The 17010-nt window shown below is 27.7% G+C and carries 21 protein-coding genes; 4 read left to right on the top strand and 17 right to left on the bottom strand.

Annotation, left to right across the window (positions count from 1 at the left end):
• Genes ACMX2D_RS00535 through ACMX2D_RS00500 form a run of 8 tightly spaced genes read right to left on the bottom strand, consistent with a single transcriptional unit; the run spans position 1 to position 4628 of the window.
• Entirely contained in the window at positions 1-453 is a 453-nt protein-coding gene (locus ACMX2D_RS00535) for an arginine repressor (protein ID WP_009447810.1), read from the bottom strand.
• 8 nt (positions 454-461) lie between these two features.
• Positions 462-1196, bottom strand: coding sequence for a TlyA family RNA methyltransferase (locus ACMX2D_RS00530; protein ID WP_414972320.1), 735 nt, complete (start codon positions 1194-1196; stop codon positions 462-464).
• Entirely contained in the window at positions 1196-2044 is an 849-nt protein-coding gene (locus ACMX2D_RS00525) for a polyprenyl synthetase family protein (RefSeq protein ID WP_414972318.1), read from the bottom strand. Before ACMX2D_RS00525 ends, ACMX2D_RS00530 begins: the two co-directional genes overlap by 1 nt.
• Entirely contained in the window at positions 2044-2301 is a 258-nt protein-coding gene (gene xseB, locus ACMX2D_RS00520) for an exodeoxyribonuclease VII small subunit (RefSeq protein ID WP_414972317.1), read from the bottom strand. Before xseB ends, ACMX2D_RS00525 begins: the two co-directional genes overlap by 1 nt.
• Positions 2291-3490: an exodeoxyribonuclease VII large subunit gene (gene xseA, locus ACMX2D_RS00515; protein WP_414971023.1), complete on the bottom strand. Its 1200-nt coding sequence runs from the start codon at positions 3488-3490 to the stop codon at positions 2291-2293. Before xseA ends, xseB begins: the two co-directional genes overlap by 11 nt.
• 15 nt (positions 3491-3505) lie before the next feature.
• Complete coding sequence (locus ACMX2D_RS00510; protein WP_414972316.1) at positions 3506-3850, bottom strand: hypothetical protein; 345 nt, start codon at positions 3848-3850, stop codon at positions 3506-3508.
• A gap of 22 nt (positions 3851-3872) precedes the next feature.
• A complete protein-coding gene (nusB, locus tag ACMX2D_RS00505; RefSeq protein WP_414971025.1) occupies positions 3873-4280 on the bottom strand; it encodes a transcription antitermination factor NusB in 408 nt (135 codons plus the stop codon).
• Between the two features lie 9 nt (positions 4281-4289).
• Positions 4290-4628, bottom strand: a complete 339-nt coding sequence (locus ACMX2D_RS00500; RefSeq protein ID WP_414972315.1) for an Asp23/Gls24 family envelope stress response protein — start codon at positions 4626-4628, stop codon at positions 4290-4292.
• A 327-nt stretch (positions 4629-4955) separates the two neighbouring features.
• On the opposite strand from ACMX2D_RS00500, the gene ACMX2D_RS00495 reads away from it, so the two are divergent.
• A complete protein-coding gene (locus ACMX2D_RS00495; protein WP_414972313.1) occupies positions 4956-6191 on the top strand; it encodes a dicarboxylate/amino acid:cation symporter in 1236 nt (411 codons plus the stop codon).
• 99 nt (positions 6192-6290) lie between these two features.
• On the opposite strand, the gene ACMX2D_RS00490 is transcribed toward ACMX2D_RS00495, so the two are convergent.
• Together ACMX2D_RS00490 and ACMX2D_RS00485 are read right to left on the bottom strand one after the other, a co-directional pair.
• Positions 6291-6890, bottom strand: coding sequence for a response regulator transcription factor (locus ACMX2D_RS00490; RefSeq protein ID WP_009447953.1), 600 nt, complete (start codon positions 6888-6890; stop codon positions 6291-6293).
• The gene (locus tag ACMX2D_RS00485) at positions 6871-7917 is read right to left on the bottom strand and encodes a sensor histidine kinase (protein WP_414972312.1); all 1047 of its coding nucleotides are present in this window, start codon (positions 7915-7917) and stop codon (positions 6871-6873) included. The genes ACMX2D_RS00490 and ACMX2D_RS00485 overlap by 20 nt, the downstream gene beginning before the upstream one ends.
• Before the next feature lie 165 nt (positions 7918-8082).
• Here ACMX2D_RS00485 and ACMX2D_RS00480 point away from each other — a divergent pair, with 165 nt between their 5' ends.
• The 3 genes from ACMX2D_RS00480 to ACMX2D_RS00470 are packed head-to-tail and all read left to right on the top strand — an operon-like array spanning position 8083 to position 11169.
• Positions 8083-9012 carry an ABC transporter ATP-binding protein gene (locus ACMX2D_RS00480; RefSeq protein ID WP_414972311.1) on the top strand — a complete coding sequence of 310 codons (930 nt, stop codon included), beginning with the start codon at positions 8083-8085 and terminating at the stop codon, positions 9010-9012.
• Positions 9012-10064: an ABC transporter permease gene (locus tag ACMX2D_RS00475; RefSeq protein WP_414972310.1), complete on the top strand. Its 1053-nt coding sequence runs from the start codon at positions 9012-9014 to the stop codon at positions 10062-10064. The genes ACMX2D_RS00480 and ACMX2D_RS00475 overlap by 1 nt, the downstream gene beginning before the upstream one ends.
• Positions 10054-11169, top strand: a complete 1116-nt coding sequence (locus tag ACMX2D_RS00470) for an ABC transporter permease (protein ID WP_414972309.1) — start codon at positions 10054-10056, stop codon at positions 11167-11169. Before ACMX2D_RS00475 ends, ACMX2D_RS00470 begins: the two co-directional genes overlap by 11 nt.
• 17 nt (positions 11170-11186) lie before the next feature.
• Here the strand turns inward: ACMX2D_RS00470 and ACMX2D_RS00465 are convergent, their stop codons facing one another.
• From ACMX2D_RS00465 to ACMX2D_RS00435, 7 genes are all read right to left on the bottom strand, one after another.
• Positions 11187-11873, bottom strand: coding sequence for an SdpI family protein (locus tag ACMX2D_RS00465; RefSeq protein ID WP_414972308.1), 687 nt, complete (start codon positions 11871-11873; stop codon positions 11187-11189).
• 2 nt (positions 11874-11875) lie between these two features.
• Positions 11876-12994 carry a tRNA guanosine(34) transglycosylase Tgt gene (gene tgt, locus ACMX2D_RS00460; protein ID WP_414972306.1) on the bottom strand — a complete coding sequence of 373 codons (1119 nt, stop codon included), beginning with the start codon at positions 12992-12994 and terminating at the stop codon, positions 11876-11878.
• The gene (gene queA, locus ACMX2D_RS00455) at positions 12994-14037 is read right to left on the bottom strand and encodes a tRNA preQ1(34) S-adenosylmethionine ribosyltransferase-isomerase QueA (RefSeq protein WP_414972305.1); all 1044 of its coding nucleotides are present in this window, start codon (positions 14035-14037) and stop codon (positions 12994-12996) included. The genes tgt and queA overlap by 1 nt, the downstream gene beginning before the upstream one ends.
• Before the next feature lie 158 nt (positions 14038-14195).
• Positions 14196-15203, bottom strand: coding sequence for a Holliday junction branch migration DNA helicase RuvB (gene ruvB / locus ACMX2D_RS00450; RefSeq protein WP_009447872.1), 1008 nt, complete (start codon positions 15201-15203; stop codon positions 14196-14198).
• An 8-nt stretch (positions 15204-15211) separates the two neighbouring features.
• Positions 15212-15811, bottom strand: coding sequence for a Holliday junction branch migration protein RuvA (ruvA, locus tag ACMX2D_RS00445; protein WP_414972304.1), 600 nt, complete (start codon positions 15809-15811; stop codon positions 15212-15214).
• Positions 15812-15818: 7 nt separating this feature from the next.
• Positions 15819-16313 (bottom strand): crossover junction endodeoxyribonuclease RuvC, encoded by a 495-nt coding sequence (gene ruvC / locus ACMX2D_RS00440; RefSeq protein WP_414972303.1) that lies wholly within the window; start codon positions 16311-16313, stop codon positions 15819-15821.
• A 131-nt stretch (positions 16314-16444) separates the two neighbouring features.
• A complete protein-coding gene (locus tag ACMX2D_RS00435; RefSeq protein ID WP_414972302.1) occupies positions 16445-16963 on the bottom strand; it encodes a hypothetical protein in 519 nt (172 codons plus the stop codon).
• Positions 16964-17010 lie beyond the last annotated feature (47 nt).

Below are 17010 nucleotides of genomic sequence, written 5' to 3'. Positions count from 1 at the left end.
CTACCTTACAAGTTTTCTTATATCCTCAACAACAGAATCTAAATACTCTTTGTCATCTACTGCAATAAAAATAGTATCATTTCCCGTTACAATTCCGCTAACCATTTTTATCTTGGCATTTTCTATATATGAACCGCAAATACCGGCAGTATGTGGAATTGTCTTTACAAGAACTATATCCCCATTATGCTTTATAGATAAAATTGCAAGTTTACATATTTTATTTAATCTTTCATCTAAAGAATCATAAATGGAATCAACAACCTTATACTTATATTCGCCATTCTTAGTTTGTACCTTTAAAATTTTTAATTCCTTTATATCTCTAGAAACTGTGGCTTGTGTGGAACGAATTCCCTTTTTTTCCAAACATTCTGAAAGCTCTTCCTGTGTTTTTATTTCATTATTTTCAACTAAATCTAAAATAATTCTCTGTCTTGTATATTTTTTCATAAAACCTCTTAAAAAATCCTTTTAATAAGTGCTAATTTTTCCTTATTTCCATCTCCTCCAAGTATCGGAGAATCAATTATGGAAATTATTTCAAGTTTATTCCCAAGAGCATATAGTCTTACTTTATCAATTACATTTTCTATAACTTTTTCAGATTTAACTATGCCCTTTTTATTTAAACTTTTTCCTTCACATTCAAATTGTGGTTTTATTAATGCCACAATTTTACTATCTTCTTTTAAAAATTTATACAAATTTTCAAAAATGTATCTTAAAGAAATAAAGGAAACATCTATTGAAACAAAATCAACTTTTTCTCCAATTTCCTCAAAATCTAAATATCTAAAATTTGTATTTTCCAAACTTACTACTCTATCATCATTTAGTAAACTCTTTGCAAGTTGGTCTGTACCTACATCTATAGCATATACTTTTTTCGCATTTTCATTTAACATAATTTGTGTAAATCCACCGGTTGATGCTCCAATATCCATACAAACCAAATTATTCAAATCAAGCTTAAAGTTTTTAATTGCAGAGTCTAATTTTATAGCTCCTCTTCCAACATAACTATCTTCAAAAGTTGAATTTATAGTTATTAAGCTCGGATTTTCAATAATCATAGAAACTTTTTCTATAACTTTTCCGTCATAAAAGGCTCTTCTTTCTGTAATAATCCTTTTAGCATGAGTTCTTGACTTTGCAAGACCAAGATTTACTATACAAATATCCACTCTTTCCATTAGTAAGTCCTTTTTGCCATATAATCTATAAAATCCACAAAAAACTCTTTTTGTCCTGAAATTTTATTAATCTCTTGAAAAGAAATTCCATTTAATTCTTGAATTTTCTTTTCAACTTCACTCTTTCCTAAAACTGTTGCAAAAGTTTTTTTCTTTAGTCTAATATCCTCATCATAGTCAAATAAATCATCTTGAAGTTGGAAAACAAGTCCTAAATTTTTAGCATAGATTTCTAAATGCTTCAAATCTTTATCACTTGCTCCTGCGAGTTTTGCACCTGCTAGAATTGATGCCTTAAAAAGCTCGCCAGTTTTTAAAGCATTTATCTTTTCAATGTCACTTAAATTTTCTATATTATTCTCAAGATCTAAGAATTGTCCGTAAATCATTCCATTTATTCCGCTTGAATTTAAAATTATTTCACTCGCAGAAATAGCGTTTTTTATTTCATCAATATTTTCAAGTTGTTTAATAGCTTTAAACATAATTAAATTTGCATTATTTAAAAGTTCATCTCCAACTAAAACCGCATTTGACTGTCCATATTTACCATAGACAGATAAAACGCCTCTTCTGAATTTATCATTATCCATTTCAGGTAAATCATCATGCACCAATGAATAGTTATGAATAAGCTCAATAGCAATCGAAAAGTCTATCGCTATATCCGAAATATCACGATAAATTTTAAAAGCCTCTAAAAGCAAAATTGCTCTTATTCTCTTTCCACCAACGGAAAAAGAATAAGCACACATTTTTTCAAACTCATTATTATCTGAATAAACTTTATTTAATCTTGCCTCAATTATGCTTTTATCATTAAGAATTAATTCTTTAAAATCTCTCATTATAACTCTAAACTCACTTGTCCATCTTCTAATGTTTTTTCTACAAATTTTTGGTCTTCATCTTCTGCTTTTTCATCAAATAAGAATAATCTGCCTTCTTCTTTTTCTAAAATTTCAACTAATTCTTTATGAAGTTTCATTCCCTTTTTATATAATTCAATACTTTTTTCAAGACTTAATTGTTCTTTTTCTAAAGCATTTACTATTTTTATAAGTTCTTCAATTCCCTTATCATAATTTTCCAACTTAATTGCCATCTATAATCTCCTTAACATCGGAAATAATCTCTCCATTAGAAACTTTAAGTTTCAAAGAATCTCCTACATTTACATTCTTAATATCCTTTACAATTTCATTTTTTTCGTTATAAATTATGCTATAACCTCTATCTAAAATACTTGTAGGATTTATAATCTCCAAAGACTGTCTTTTAAAATCAAGTAATTGTTTATTATATTTAAAAACTGATGTAATTTTTTCATCTAAAGATTTTCGTAAATTATCAAGATTTTCTTTCAATGTAGTTATTCTATTAACCGGATTGTAATATTCCAATTCTTTTTTGAAATGTTCTAACTGGATTTTTTCAGCAGAAATTTCTTCTAAAATATTTTTATTAAGTTTTTTCTCAGCTTGATTTAAAAATTCTTTTAACTCATCCATACTTACAGATGAAAGCTCTGCTCCCGCTGTAGGAGTAGCTGCCCTTCTATCTGCAACAAAATCCGTAAGCATAGTATCTATCTCATGTCCTACTGCTGATATAATAGGTTTTTTACAATTAAAAATGGTTCTAACGAGATTTTCATCATTAAACGCATTCAAATCTTCAAAAGAACCACCACCTCTACCAACTATAATTGTATCAATAAAATCAAGTGAATCTAAATATCTTACACCTTCAGCTATTTCTTCACTTGCTCCAATTCCTTGAACTTTTGCAGGATAAAAATATATATTTGCAATCCTGTATCTTCTTCTCAAAGTATTTAAAATATCACGAATTGCAGCACCGTTTTTAGCTGTAACAACTCCGATATTTTTTGGAAATCTAGGAATGGGCTTTTTAAATTCAACATTAAAAAGGCCTTCTTTTGAAAGTTTTTCTTTAAGAGCTAAAAATTGCTCATATAAATTTCCACGTCCAACCTCTTCAACATTTTTACAAAGAATCTGATAGTAGCTTCCTTTTTCATAAGTCATAACAGTCCCTGTTACGACAACCTTTTGTCCGTCAGTAAGATTTAAGTTTTGTGCAATCGGTACAGTTTTAAAAACTACACATTTAAGCATAGCTTCATCATCTTTTATACTAAAATAACTATGTCCGCCCGATTTTTTAAAATTAGATACTTCGCCTTCAACACTGATATTGGATAAAAAAGAATCCCTCCTAAGTACATTTGCAATGTACTTACTAACTTCTTTAACCTTAAATGTTGTCATCAAAATTCTCCTATTTTAGAATAACATTAAAAGAATACCACCAATTGTAAATATACTTACTGCAGGAAATATACTTTCTTTTAATGCTTTTAAAGATGTTTTAGGAATAGCTATAAATGCCATTAGAGTACAAACTACAGGAACATAGAATGTAATAATCAAATATGCATTTCTCCATGGTAGAAAGTTTATATGCATTGTATATTTAAAAAACAAAAATATACCAATACAAATAGCACTAAAAACCGGATAAACTATCCATCTTTTTGTCCCTTCAGTTCCAACTAAATAAGTTGAAACCGCTAATCCTGAAAAAACAATACCAACAAATACAATTAACAATAAAGTATTAATTAACATTATAACTACCTCCTAAAATGAATTATTTATTTTTTGCTCTAACTATAGTCCCTAAAATTCCATTTACAAATTTATATGAAGCATCAGTAGAATACTTATTTGCAATTTCTATAGCTTCATTAATTGCAACACTTTCAGGAATATCGTCTAAATAATAAATTTCATTAACTGCAACTCTAAGAATTGCCAAATCTATTTTAGCTATTCTATTGTAATTCCAACATCCTTCTAAATTTTCTTTTATTATATTATCAATTTCATCAATATGATCTATTATAGATTTGCAATTTTTCCTAATATATTTTAGCTCATTACTAGGTAAATCAAAATATTCTATAAAACTTTCTATTTCATCAGATTTAAAACTGTTCTGTATGCTAAGTTGATAAATCAGCTTCATACACCACTCACGTGCTTCACTTCTAGTCATACAAACACTCTACTTTTCAATAGACTCAATACAAATATTCACACCTAAAACCTTAATACTTGTCATCACTTCTATTTTTAATTTTATATTTTCTTGAATTTTTTTAACTATTTCTTCAAATTTTTGTCCATATTCTACAGAAATTCTAACACAAACTTGAATTCCATTTTCTAAAAATTCTATTTCAATTCCCTTCTTAGAATTTTTTGCATTAATTTTTTCAGCTTCAACAGGAATACCAACAATTGATTTTACCCCTTCAACTTCTTTAGTTGCCATTGCAGCAATCATATAGAAAATATCATTTGATATCTTAATACTGCCGTTTTCAAATTTACTCTTTGTCATAATTAATACACCTCCACTTAATATGTATTATAACAAAATTTGTAAATTTATTCAATTAAAAATAAGTATTTATAAAATATTTTTACTAATCTATAATGCTTAAAAAGATAAGGTAATATTCATTAAAATATTTTGGTAAAAATTTTTATACAATTTTATATATTTTAAAAAATATGCTGGTTTTTTTATAAAAATTTCATTAAAAATTACAGGAAAACAATTTATCACGAAAATTTTATTAATAAATATATTTTATTTTGATTTAATATATGTTATAATATAAGTGCATTGTATTATAGTGATAAATTATTTATAGGAGGAATAACCATGAAAACAAGAAAGAAAATCTCGTTACCCTTACAGATTATAATCGCACTTTTCATTGGTGTAGCTTTAGGTCTGTGTTTACAATCAAACCCAAAGGTTGCTGATACTTATCTAAAACCTATAGGGACAATATTTCTTAATTTAATTAAATTGGTAATAGTTCCTTTAGTATTTTCATCTTTGGTTGTCGGAGTTGCTGAATTAAAGGATATAAAAAAACTTGGAAAAATTGGTTTAAAAACTTTTATATTTTATTTTTTAACAACTACCTTTGCCATTATTCTAGGTTTAGCATTTACTAATATTTTAAAACCCGGTTCAGGGTTCACCCTACCTACAACTTTAAAAGAAGTAAAAGTAAATGAAGCACCTAACTTTGTAGATACTCTAATCAATATAATTCCTTCAAATCCTATGAAATCAATCGTCGATGGGAATATGTTACAAATTATAGTATTTGCATTAATACTTGGCAGTGGACTTCTCTCTTTAGGAGAAGCAAAATCAAGACCTGTATTTGCATTTTTTGACGGAATTTCAAATGCTATGATTTCCATTACAAATGGAATAATGAAACTAGCTCCAATTGGGGTATTAGGTTTAATTACTCCGGTTATTGCAAATAATGGTCCAAAAGTTATAATACCTTTAATTAAAGTAATTTTTATAGTTTATTTAGCTAGTATAATTCATGCACTTTTAGTGTATTCATCATCTATAAAAATCTTTACAAAGATGAAAGTTAGAACTTTTTTTAAAAAAGTGTCAACTCCATTTTTTGTAGCATTTTCAACCGCTTCATCTGCAGGAACACTTCCTGTTTCTATGGAAACTGCAGAAGAAGAAATGGGTGTTTCAAAACCAATCGCAAGTTTCGTTCTGCCTTTAGGTGCAACTATAAATATGGATGGAACTGCAATATATCAAGGTGTATGTGCACTATTTATAGCACAGGTTTATGGAATAAATTTATCAATGCAACAACAATTTGTAATTGTACTTACTACAACACTTGCCTCGGTTGGAACAGCTGGAGTCCCAGGAGCAGGAGTAATTATGCTTACAATGGTTCTGCAAAGTGTTGGCCTTCCTATTGAAGGAATCGCATTGGTAGCAGGAATTGACAGAATTTTTGATATGATTAGAACAGCAATTAATATACTAGGAGATATAACTTGCTCAGTTGTTGTTGCTCATTCAGAAAAAGAATTAGATTATTCAAAACATAATGATTAATTTGCAATTTACTATATGTTTTATATAACAAAAATCTGAAACCTCCTTGTTTCAAGACAAAAAGCCAACAAAATGTTGGCTTTTTGTGTGCTTGTTTATTTACTTCGTATAATAATATATTGCAAGTTGAGTTCTATCTCTAAGTTCTAACTTTTCTAAAATTCCTGAAATATAATTTCTCACTGTTCCCTCACTTAAAAATAATTTTTCAGAAATTTCTTTATTAGATAATCCCTTTGCAATTTGTTCTAAAATCTCAATTTCTTTTTGTGTTAAGAGTTCAAAATCTTTTTTTGTAGTATTAAAAAGATTTTTTAAATTCAGTTCATTATCTAAAATTTTATTTCCAAGACTTACAGATTCTATTGCAGGAATTAGCGATGCAACATTGTCCTTTAAAATAACTCCCAAAACTCCCTTATTCAAGGCTCTAATTATATCATCCCTATCGTTAAAAGTTGTTAGTAGCATTATCTTAGCATCTTTGTCAAAATCTAAAATTTCTATTGCAACATCAACCCCATTTACATCTTTCATTCTGATATCCAAAATGACTACATCAATTTTATTTTCTTTATAAGTCTCAATTGCTTTTTTAGAATCCGTTGTTGCAAGTACAATTTCATAACCACTTTTTCCCAATATGGTACTTAAAGCATTTAATACTAATAAATCATCATCAACCATTAAAATTTTCATTATTCTCTCCCTTATCTATTGCAATATTTATCTTAAATCCATCATCTGTAATAACATTGAATAGCCCATTATATTTTTTTGCTATTTCTTCCATTGATAAAATACCAAGACCGTCATTTTTTTCTATATTAATATTTGTTCCATTATCAAAAATCGTAATGATATATGAATTTTCATTTTCTATTATTCTTACGGTAAAACTATCTCCGTTTGAATGTCTGGTAAAATTAGCAAAAGCCTCTTTTACAATGCTTAAAATGTCAAAACTTAAATTTTCATTCATCTTTGTTTTAACTCTATATATTAATTTTGACTTTACATTTGGAACATCTATAATTTTTTCAATAGAGCTTTCTAAGTCAAAAGCAGATTTATACATATTATGAATTATTTTTCTTATATCAACTAATCCACCTGATAAATTCTCCCTAATTCTTATAACTGAAGTTTTTATCTCTTCATCATCACATATTAATTCCAATGCTCTAAGTTCCAAAATAGAAGCTGAAATTGTATGTCCTATTGAATTATGCAATTCTTTTGAAATTTTTTCTCTTTCTTTTAAGATGCTCTCATAATTCTTTTTTTCTTCTTCAAGATACATACTTTTTAAGTTCTTTTGTAATTTATAATTTGTCTTATAAAAATTTAAAAATTCTCTATGGTAAAAAACTTTTCTTTCATATAGCTCCCTATCATATTGAGATAGACAAACAATTAGTAAAGACAATGTTAAAAAGTCAACTTCTTTTGTAATTAAAAATACAAAAAATATTGGAATATTGTATATTGACTTGCTATAAATTGCATAAACGAAAGAGAACATAAAAAATCTAAACTCCGGAAAATAGTAAATTATTATCAAGAAAATTACTGACAAAGCTAAACTATAATATATATTTTCATTAATTTCAACTATAAGCACAAAGATTAATGAAATCAAGCTAAAAATTGCAACATTAGCAAAACTCATTTTTTCTGAAAATAAAAACAAAAAATTTAATAAAAAATACTTTAAAAATACCATAATATCTCCATCTAATTTAAAATAAATAAAACAATAATCATTTAAAAACTATTATAACTATTTTACCATATTTTTCAAAAAATTACATTTGTCATATTGATAAAATTACATAATACACTAATTTTTTAAAAAATTTGTTGATATAATATTGGTGAGGTGATAATTATGATTATAAAAATAGAAGATTTAATAAAAAAATTTAAAGAAAAAATTGTTTTAGACCATTTTAATTTATCTCTTGAAAAAGGAGATGTACTTGGGCTAATAGGTCCAAACGGTTGTGGAAAGACAACCTCAATTATGTGTATGCTATCGCTTTTGAAATATGACAGCGGTACTATTGAAGTTTTTGGCAAAAAAGATATTTCAAATGAATATGAAATTAAGAAAAAAATTGGAATTGTTCCTCAAGAACTTGCAGTTTTTAATAATTTAACTGTAAAAGAAAATATCGACTATTTTTGTGGTCTATATGTATCTAATAAAAACGAAAGAAAAAGACTTGTAAATGAAGCTATTGAATTTACAGGACTTCAAAGTCACGAAAAAATGTTGGAAAAGAAGCTATCAGGTGGTCTTAAAAGACGTTTAAATATCGCTTGTGGTATTTCACATAAGCCTGAACTTGTAATTTTAGACGAGCCAACAGTTGCAGTAGATGCTCAAAGCAGAAAGTTTATCTTAGACGGAATTAAAAATTTAGCTGAAAATGGATCATCAATTCTTTATACTACTCACTATTTAGATGAAGCTGAATATCTTTGCAATAAAATTTCTATTATGGATAATGGAAAAAATATCTTAACCGGAGATATGCAAACTTTAATTAATGGAGTAAGTGTAAAAGAAAAGATTACAGTTGTAGGTTTTATAAAACCCGAAATTATTTCTATTTTGGAAAAACAAGACGAAGTAATTGATATTGAAACAAAGGAAAATCAAGTAACTTTTAACTATTCAACTGATACAGGAAATATTAAAAAATTAATCTACCTACTTGATGAAAATAATGTAGTTTATGAAGAAATTTTTTCAAAGAAACCAAAACTGGAAGATATTTTCTTAGAAATGACTGGAAAGGAGCTTAGAGAATAATGGGAATTATATCTGCTTTAAAAGTAAATTTGTTAAATTTAACAAGAGATAAACTAGGTTTATTTTGGAATACTTTTTTCCCTATAATTTTAGCTACGTTTTTTTGTCTTATAATTCCTAATATGGGCAAAAATTTCGATAAAGTAAATGTTGGAATTAACAAAAACAATCCCCATGAATACATTTTAAAACAAATACCATATCTTAATCTTAAAGAAGTAAAAGAAGATGTTCAAACAGACCTAAAAAACAAAGAATATAAAGCCTTTATAGAAGATGATTTATCTTTAAAAATAATATCATCTAATTCAGAAGTTATGGTTGTTAAAAATATCCTTGACCAAATAAAACAAATGTATGAAACTAAAATTAATCAGGAAGAAATTATAAAAAATATAGATAAAGACTTTATAGAAGATAAGAACCATGGTGTTACAGGTGTCGAACCCATACTTTTTTCAATAATTATCTTGACAAGTCTATATACTATGTTTGATGGCGTTATCTATATAGATAATATATTATATGATTCGTCTGATTTTGCGGTAAGAATGTTAGTTTCTCCAATAAAAAAATTAACTTATTTAATAAATGGGATATTATCTTCACTTATACTCTCAGGTTTAAATACTACAATATTGATTATTTATTTGAAACTAGTATTTGGGATAACCTTAATAACAAACTATTTTGCTTCAATTATCACTATACTTTTAATTATGATTTTTGGAATAACTATGGGAATGTTCCTTGCAGTTGCTTTAAAGGCAAAAACCGAAACTAAAACAATGGTTGGACTTGGATGTATTCTTCTAATGAATTATACTTCAGGAATGATGGGCTCAAGTGTTACAAATGCTATAACTTCAGCTTTCCCTATAATAAAAAAGATAAATCCAACATTCTATATGGAAAATGCACTATTAGGTGTAAATATCGCAAATGACAATAGCTACTTAATTACAATGGCTAAATTTATAATTCCATTTACTATAGTTCTATTTGGAATTGCATTAATATATTTGAGGAGGCATAAGTATAATGATATTTAAAAATTATATGAAAATATTTATAAAAAATATAAAAGCAGTTTTATTTTCTTTCATAATTTTTATGGTTATGTTGATTATATTTACCAGCTCAAAAGATAATAATGTCGAATTTAAACCTATGAAGCTGGACTTAATGATAAATGATGAAGATAAAAGCGAAGAATCAAAAGCCTTAATAAATTATCTAAAAGAAAAACATAATGTAAAAGAAGAAAAAATTACAGAAAGTGAAGCAAGAAAACAAATTGTTGAGGATAAAATTATAGCTTATATGGTAATTAATAAAGATTTTAAACAAAATTTGTTAAATAATAAAAAAGCAATTTCAATTTTAGCACCAACAAAAACTTCATATATAACCTTTTTAAAAATAGATTTAAAAAGTTATCTCAATTACACATTGTCTGCAATAAATTCAAATGTTGATCAACAAGAGGTAATAAATACATTAAAGAAAGAGATTGATGTAAAGATAATAGATACTAAATTATATAATCAAGAAAAAGGAAAAGAAGCCTTTAAAACTACTTTTTTAATCCTAAGTTATATAGTTTTTATGAGTATAATTTCAATAATTATAAATATTGATGCTGAATTTAAAAAAGAAAGCCTTTTAAAAAGAATGGCTTTGTCCCCTTATAGTCAAAAATCTCAAACTTTACAACAATTTTTAGCTCAGATAATAATATCTATATTAATATCAAGTTTTTATTTAGTTGTTTCAATTTCAAGAGTGAATGAATCAATAGCTAAAATTGATTTAGTATATATGAGTTTAGCAGTATTTATATTTTCATTTACTGCAATTTCACTTGGACAATTATTTGTATCAATCTCTAAAGATGTAAAAGTAGTAAACGGTGTAAATTCAGCTTTCACATTAATAATGGCATTTTCATCAGGAGTATTTTTACCAATGAAATTCTTACCACAAGCCCTAATTAATGTTTCTAAATTTATGCCACAATATTATTTTGTAAAGTTTTTAGAAGAAATAAATTTTGAAAAATTTTTACTATTTGTTGCATCACAAGTTGTATTCATAGTATTTTATACACTACTAGGAATATTCATAAAAAGATATAAATTAAAAGAAGTCGCTTAAACGACTTCTTTTTTTATTTATATTTTCTTGTCTTTTTCCTTATACATCATTTTGTATTTCATACCTATTGTTCTACTTATATAGTTTGATGATATTGCACAAATTATTAGAGTAAATAAAGTTGTTATATATAATTTACTTTGATTTCCAATAATCCAAGATACTATTGAAAGAAATATTCCACCTGCAATAAAGACAATTCCTGAAAATTTATTTGCAAATCCGAAAACTATATCATTATTCATTGTCCATTTATTTCTTATTGCAAATTCACTTTCTTTATTTACTCTTCTTAAATAAATTCCATATATTGTAGTCAAAATTGCAATTAAAGTGAAAACTAATCTAATTACATAAAAAGGAATTTCCATTTTTGAATTTCTTAACATAAGTTTTAAAACTGAAAATGTAAAGTAATTACACATAATAGAAATAAGCAGATTTACAAAAGCTACAACAGTTACTCCTGTTGGGTAATTTTCATCATTAAATTTCTTTCTAACTCTTCTTAAATATGTTATTCCAAAGAATGATAATACTACATTTACCAAAGCAAATGTATAAATCATAAAGGAGCCTATAAAAACTTCTTTACCGTCTTTAATATAAGCAAAAACTGATGACGGTAGTACAGCAAAACCTGCTGTTGCCAAAATTATAGGTGTAATCGCTAAAATTAACAATAATTTTAAAAATTTATTCATTTCTAATCCTCATATCCATACTTTTTATAGAATTCTTTTTTATATTCTAAAAATCTATCTTCTCTAATTGCTTGTCTTATATTTTCCATTGTTTTAAGTAAAAATCTTAAATTATGGATTGAAAGAAGTCTTGCCCCTAATATTTCATCAACATTTATCAAATGTCTTATATAAGCTCTTGTGTGATTTTTACAAGCATAGCAATCACATTCATCATCAAGTGGAGCAAAGTCCTTTGCGTATTTTGCATTTTTTATAACTAGTTTACCCTTTGAAGTCATTGCAGTTCCATTTCTTGCAATTCTTGTAGGAAGAACACAGTCAGCCATATCAATCCCCGCTTCAACAGCTTCAAATAAATAATCCGGAGTTCCTACTCCCATTAAATATCTAGGCTTATTTTCAGGCATAAATTGTGTTGTATAATTTAGATATTCAACCATAATTTCTTTAGGTTCTCCTACACTAAGTCCACCAATAGCATATCCCGGTAAATCCATATCTATTGTAGCAAGTGCAGACTCTCTTCTTAAATCTTTGAACATTCCACCTTGAATAATTCCAAAAAGTGCCTGATTATCTGTATTTTTATGATAATCCTTACATCTCTTTAACCAACGTAAAGTTCTTTCCATAGAATTTTTTACATAATCATAACTTGCAGGATATGGTGCACATTCGTCAAAAGCCATCATAATATCAGAACCTAAATCATTTTGAATTTCCATTGATTTTTCAGGAGAAATAAAATGCTTTGAACCATCAATATGAGATCTGAACTCTACACCCTCTTCAGTTATCTTTCTAATATCTCCAAGACTGAAAACTTGAAAACCGCCACTATCTGTTAAAATCGGTTTGTCCCAATTCATAAACTTATGAAGTCCACCAGCCATTCTAATAATTTCTTGACCTGGTTTTAAATACAAATGGTAAGTATTTCCTAAAATTATCTGTGAGCCTATCTCTTTTAACTCATCAACATTCATCGCCTTAACAGTCGCTCTCGTTCCTACGGGCATAAAAATCGGAGTTTCGATAACACCCCTATTTGTATATATTTTTCCAAGTCTTGCATTACAATCCGAAGACTTTTTTATCAATTCGTATTTTAATTCCATTATTTCTCCTTTTTAATAAGCATTGCGTCGCCAAAACTGAAAAATCTGTATTTATTTTTCGTAGCTTCATTATATGCATTCATTATTATCTCTTTTGATGCAAAAGCACTGACAAGCATAATTAATGTTGATTTTGGCAAATGAAAATTTGTAATAAGGCAATCAACAACCTTAAACTCAAAACCCGGATATATGAAAATATCTGTATTCCCCTTACAAGCTACAAGTTTTCCATATTTTTTATAAACTGTTTCCAAAGTTCTTACACTTGTTGTTCCAACCGCAAAAATTCTATTTCCTTTTTCCTTTGCAGAATTAATTACTTCAACACTTTCTTCTGAAATTTCGTAATATTCATCATGCATCTTATGTTCCAAAACATTATCAACCTTAACAGGTCTAAAAGTTCCAAGTCCGACATGAAGAGTAACTCTTGCAATCTTAACTCCCTTTTCTTTAAGCTCTTTTAAAAGCTCATCTGTAAAATGAAGTCCTGCAGTCGGTGCTGCAGCCGAGCCATTATGCTTTGCATAAACAGTTTGGTATCTGTCTTTTTCTTCCAATTTTTCGTGAATATATGGAGGAAGTGGCATTGTTCCAAGTTCGTCCAAAATTTCTTCAAAAATTCCATCATAAGAAAATTTTACAAATCTCTCTCCCTCCTCACTTATACCTACAACTTCTCCAAGTAATTTTCCATTCCCAAACTCAACTTTTGAGCCTATTTTCATTTTCTTTCCGGGCTTAACCAAAGTTTCCCAAGTATTATCCTCGTGCTTTTTCAAAAGCAAAACTTCAATAGCCTCGTCTTTACCGGGTCTTGCTCCAAAAAGTCTTGCAGGAATAACTTTAGTATCATTGATTACTAAAACATCATCTTTTTTTATATAATCAACAATATTTTTAAAATTTTTATGTTCTAAATCAAAATTTTCTCTATTTACAACTAAAAGTTTTGAACTTGATCTATCCTTAAGCGGAAACTGAGCAATCAAAGACTCATCAAGCTCAAAATCAAAATCATCAGTTTTTAAACTATTCATTAACACTCTTCCTTTTATTAAATTATAAAATACATCTACAAGCTTATATTATATATTGTTTTTCAATATTTTTCAAATTTTTTTAAAGTAAACAACCATTTTTAAAATAAATTTATTTACATCTTCTTAAACACAAAAAAGTAACAATCAAATAATCGTTACTTTTTTATCCTTCCAAAATGCTTATATGCTTTTTCAGTTACAATTCTTCCTCTACTTGTTCTACTTAAAAATCCTATTTGTAGCAAGTAAGGTTCATAGACATCCTCAATTGTAATTCTCTCCTCGCCTGTGGAAGCAGCTATTGTATCAATTCCAACAGGACCTCCTGAGAAATTATCTATTATTGTAGTTATTATTTTTCTGTCTATTGTGTCAAGTCCAAGAGAATCCACTTCTAAAATATCAAGTCCGTCTTTACTGGTTTGTAAATCAATTTTTCCATTTCTCTTAACCTGAGCAAAGTCTCTAACTCTTTTTAAAAGTCTGTTTGCAATTCTAGGTGTTCCTCTGGAACGTCTTGCGATTTCTAGCGCTCCATCAGGTTCAATTTCAATTCCCAAAATTCCTGCAGATCTTGTAATTATCTTTTGTAAGTTTTCAATACTGTATAATTCAAGACTCAACATAATTCCAAATCTGTCACGAAGTGGCCCTGTAAGTTGTCCTGTTCTTGTCGTTGCCCCTATCAAAGTAAATTTTTCAAGGTCAATTCTAAGGCTTCTCGCACTTGGACCCTTTCCAATTATTATATCAAGTGCATAGTCTTCCATTGCAGGATATAAAATTTCTTCAACACTTCTATTTATTCTGTGAATTTCATCTATAAACAAAACATCATCTTTACTTAAATTTGTCAAAATACTTGCAAGGTCGCTTGGCTTTTCTATGGCTGGACCTGAAGTAACTCTGATATTAACGCCCATTTCATTTGCAATGATATTTGCAAGAGTTGTTTTTCCAAGTCCTGGAGGACCATAAAGCAAACTATGGTCAAGAGGCTCATTTCTTGTTTTTGCAGCCTCAATAAAAATTTTAAGTCTTTCTTTTGCTTTTTCTTGACCAATATATTCATCAATCCATTTCGGTCTTAAACTGGTCTCTATTTCAATATCTTCTCTTGAAAAACCCGTACCTATAATTCTATCTTCATAATCTTCAAACATACTAACACCTATAATTTTTTCATACTAAGTTTAATTATATCTTCTATTTCCATTTCATCAATATTTATACTTGAAAGAAATCTCTCAATATCATTTTTCATAAATCCTAAATTTATTAAAGCATCTGAAATAAGTTCTCTCTTTTCCAAGTCTTTTCCACTATCTACAGTTGTTTCCATTCCTGTAATATCTTTACTACTGATACTATCAATTGAAATTTTGTCCTTTAATTCCAAGATTATTTTTTGTGCTGTTTTCTTGCCCACACCTTTGGCTGTAGAAAGAGCAACTGCATCTCCATTTACAATAGTCAATTTCAAACTATCAACAGACATCGAGGATAATATTCCACATGCAACCTTTGGACCAATGCTATTTACGCTTACAAGTAATTTAAACATTGAAAGCTCATCCATTGTTTTAAAACCGAAAAGAGCAACATAATCTTCTTTAACTATGTAATCTGTATAAATTGTATAAAAATCTCCAACTGATACATTAAATAATGTATTGTTGGAAGTAAAAATCTTATAACCTATTCCACCATTATCTATAACAATATAATCATTATAAATAAATTTAAGTTCTCCACTAATATATTCGTACATAAAACACCTATTTCATTCTAAATTGTTCTTTAAATTTTAAGCTAAAAAAATGGCAAAGTGCAATAGCCAACGCATCTGCAGCATCATCAGGTTTAGGAACAGATTTAAGTTTAAAAATCATCTTAATACTCTCCTGCATTTGCTTTTTATCCGCCCTACCATAGCCTGTAATAGCCTGCTTAACTTGTAAAGGAGTATATTCATAAGCTAAAATATTTTTCTTTATAAAAGATAATATTTCAACCCCCCTTGCCTGTGCAACATTGATTACAGTTTTAACATTTTTATTAAAGAATAACTCTTCGATTGCAAGTTCATCAACATTATGCAAATCAATTAATTTATTCAATTCTTCATCAATAATTTTAAGTCTATCAGGAAGTGGAATACCTGCTTTTGTTTCAATTACTCCATAATCAATAAGTCTCACTCTATTTCCGATAGCCTCTATAATTCCGTACCCAACAATTGCAATTCCGGGGTCTAATCCAAAAATAATCACAAAAAATCCTCCAATACTATCAAATATGATAACATAAAATACATATTTTTTCAATTAAGATTATTTTAGAATTTTCTCATAAAGTATTTTTTGCACAAAAAAAGCAAGAATCAAATTCTTGCTTCTTAATCTTATTCGTAATCTTCACAGCTTAGTAAATCTTCTCTCTTAACTTTTCCTTTTTCATCATAAGTCATTTTACTAAAGTTAATTAAATGTGGAATACCATCTAATTTTCTACATTCAATTAAATGAACAACTTTACCTAAATCACCAACTTCTTTAGCTTGAACTTTCATAATTTTCATCATTGAATATTTAAGTTCAGTTTCTTTGAAAGTAATAGTTCCCATACCTTTTTTATTGAAAGCAGCTTGAACCATTGATTCACAGTTTTCTTCTGTAAGTGCAGGAATTAAAATATAATCTACATCACTTGCAGCTTCGATTCCAGCTTCATCTTTAACTTGAGCAGTCTTATGTGAACCTTTAGCAACAGCCATTATAGCTGCCATAAATGGTCTTATTCCGGCAGATCTATGTCCTGAAATAATTAAAGTTTCTCCTTTAGCAATAGCTTCTTCGATATATAGACCATGTTCTTCTTTCATATAACCTGAGTCTACACTTTTTTGTAACATTGGATGCATACAAATTTCCTCCTTTTATTTTTCATATATATTTATTATACTACATT

The organism is Parvimonas oralis (genome assembly GCF_047608425.1).
Taxonomy (GTDB): Bacteria; Bacillota; Clostridia; order Tissierellales; family Peptoniphilaceae; genus Parvimonas.
The sequence above is the reverse complement of the archived record's forward strand: the minus strand, read 5'-3'. Positions and strand labels throughout refer to the sequence as shown.

Excerpts from the sequence above, each read along its gene's own strand:
- xseA (WP_414971023.1), bottom strand. The coding sequence starts at position 3,490 with ATGACAACATTTAAGGTTAAAGAAGTTAGTAAGTACATTGCAAATGTA.
- ACMX2D_RS00480 (WP_414972311.1), top strand. The coding sequence starts at position 8,083 with ATGATTATAAAAATAGAAGATTTAATAAAAAAATTTAAAGAAAAAATT.
- queA (WP_414972305.1), bottom strand. The coding sequence starts at position 14,037 with ATGAATAGTTTAAAAACTGATGATTTTGATTTTGAGCTTGATGAGTCT.
- ACMX2D_RS00435 (WP_414972302.1), bottom strand. The coding sequence starts at position 16,963 with ATGCATCCAATGTTACAAAAAAGTGTAGACTCAGGTTATATGAAAGAA.
- xseB (WP_414972317.1), bottom strand. The coding sequence starts at position 2,301 with ATGGCAATTAAGTTGGAAAATTATGATAAGGGAATTGAAGAACTTATA.
- ACMX2D_RS00465 (WP_414972308.1), bottom strand. The coding sequence starts at position 11,873 with ATGAATAAATTTTTAAAATTATTGTTAATTTTAGCGATTACACCTATA.
- ACMX2D_RS00525 (WP_414972318.1), bottom strand. The coding sequence starts at position 2,044 with ATGAGAGATTTTAAAGAATTAATTCTTAATGATAAAAGCATAATTGAG.
- ACMX2D_RS00475 (WP_414972310.1), top strand. The coding sequence starts at position 9,012 with ATGGGAATTATATCTGCTTTAAAAGTAAATTTGTTAAATTTAACAAGA.
- ACMX2D_RS00530 (WP_414972320.1), bottom strand. The coding sequence starts at position 1,196 with ATGGAAAGAGTGGATATTTGTATAGTAAATCTTGGTCTTGCAAAGTCA.
- ruvB (WP_009447872.1), bottom strand. The coding sequence starts at position 15,203 with ATGTTTGAAGATTATGAAGATAGAATTATAGGTACGGGTTTTTCAAGA.
- ACMX2D_RS00485 (WP_414972312.1), bottom strand. The coding sequence starts at position 7,917 with ATGGTATTTTTAAAGTATTTTTTATTAAATTTTTTGTTTTTATTTTCA.
- ACMX2D_RS00495 (WP_414972313.1), top strand. The coding sequence starts at position 4,956 with ATGAAAACAAGAAAGAAAATCTCGTTACCCTTACAGATTATAATCGCA.
- ruvA (WP_414972304.1), bottom strand. The coding sequence starts at position 15,811 with ATGTACGAATATATTAGTGGAGAACTTAAATTTATTTATAATGATTAT.
- nusB (WP_414971025.1), bottom strand. The coding sequence starts at position 4,280 with ATGACTAGAAGTGAAGCACGTGAGTGGTGTATGAAGCTGATTTATCAA.
- ACMX2D_RS00500 (WP_414972315.1), bottom strand. The coding sequence starts at position 4,628 with ATGACAAAGAGTAAATTTGAAAACGGCAGTATTAAGATATCAAATGAT.
- ACMX2D_RS00470 (WP_414972309.1), top strand. The coding sequence starts at position 10,054 with ATGATATTTAAAAATTATATGAAAATATTTATAAAAAATATAAAAGCA.
- tgt (WP_414972306.1), bottom strand. The coding sequence starts at position 12,994 with ATGGAATTAAAATACGAATTGATAAAAAAGTCTTCGGATTGTAATGCA.
- ACMX2D_RS00535 (WP_009447810.1), bottom strand. The coding sequence starts at position 453 with ATGAAAAAATATACAAGACAGAGAATTATTTTAGATTTAGTTGAAAAT.
- ACMX2D_RS00490 (WP_009447953.1), bottom strand. The coding sequence starts at position 6,890 with ATGAAAATTTTAATGGTTGATGATGATTTATTAGTATTAAATGCTTTA.
- ACMX2D_RS00510 (WP_414972316.1), bottom strand. The coding sequence starts at position 3,850 with ATGTTAATTAATACTTTATTGTTAATTGTATTTGTTGGTATTGTTTTT.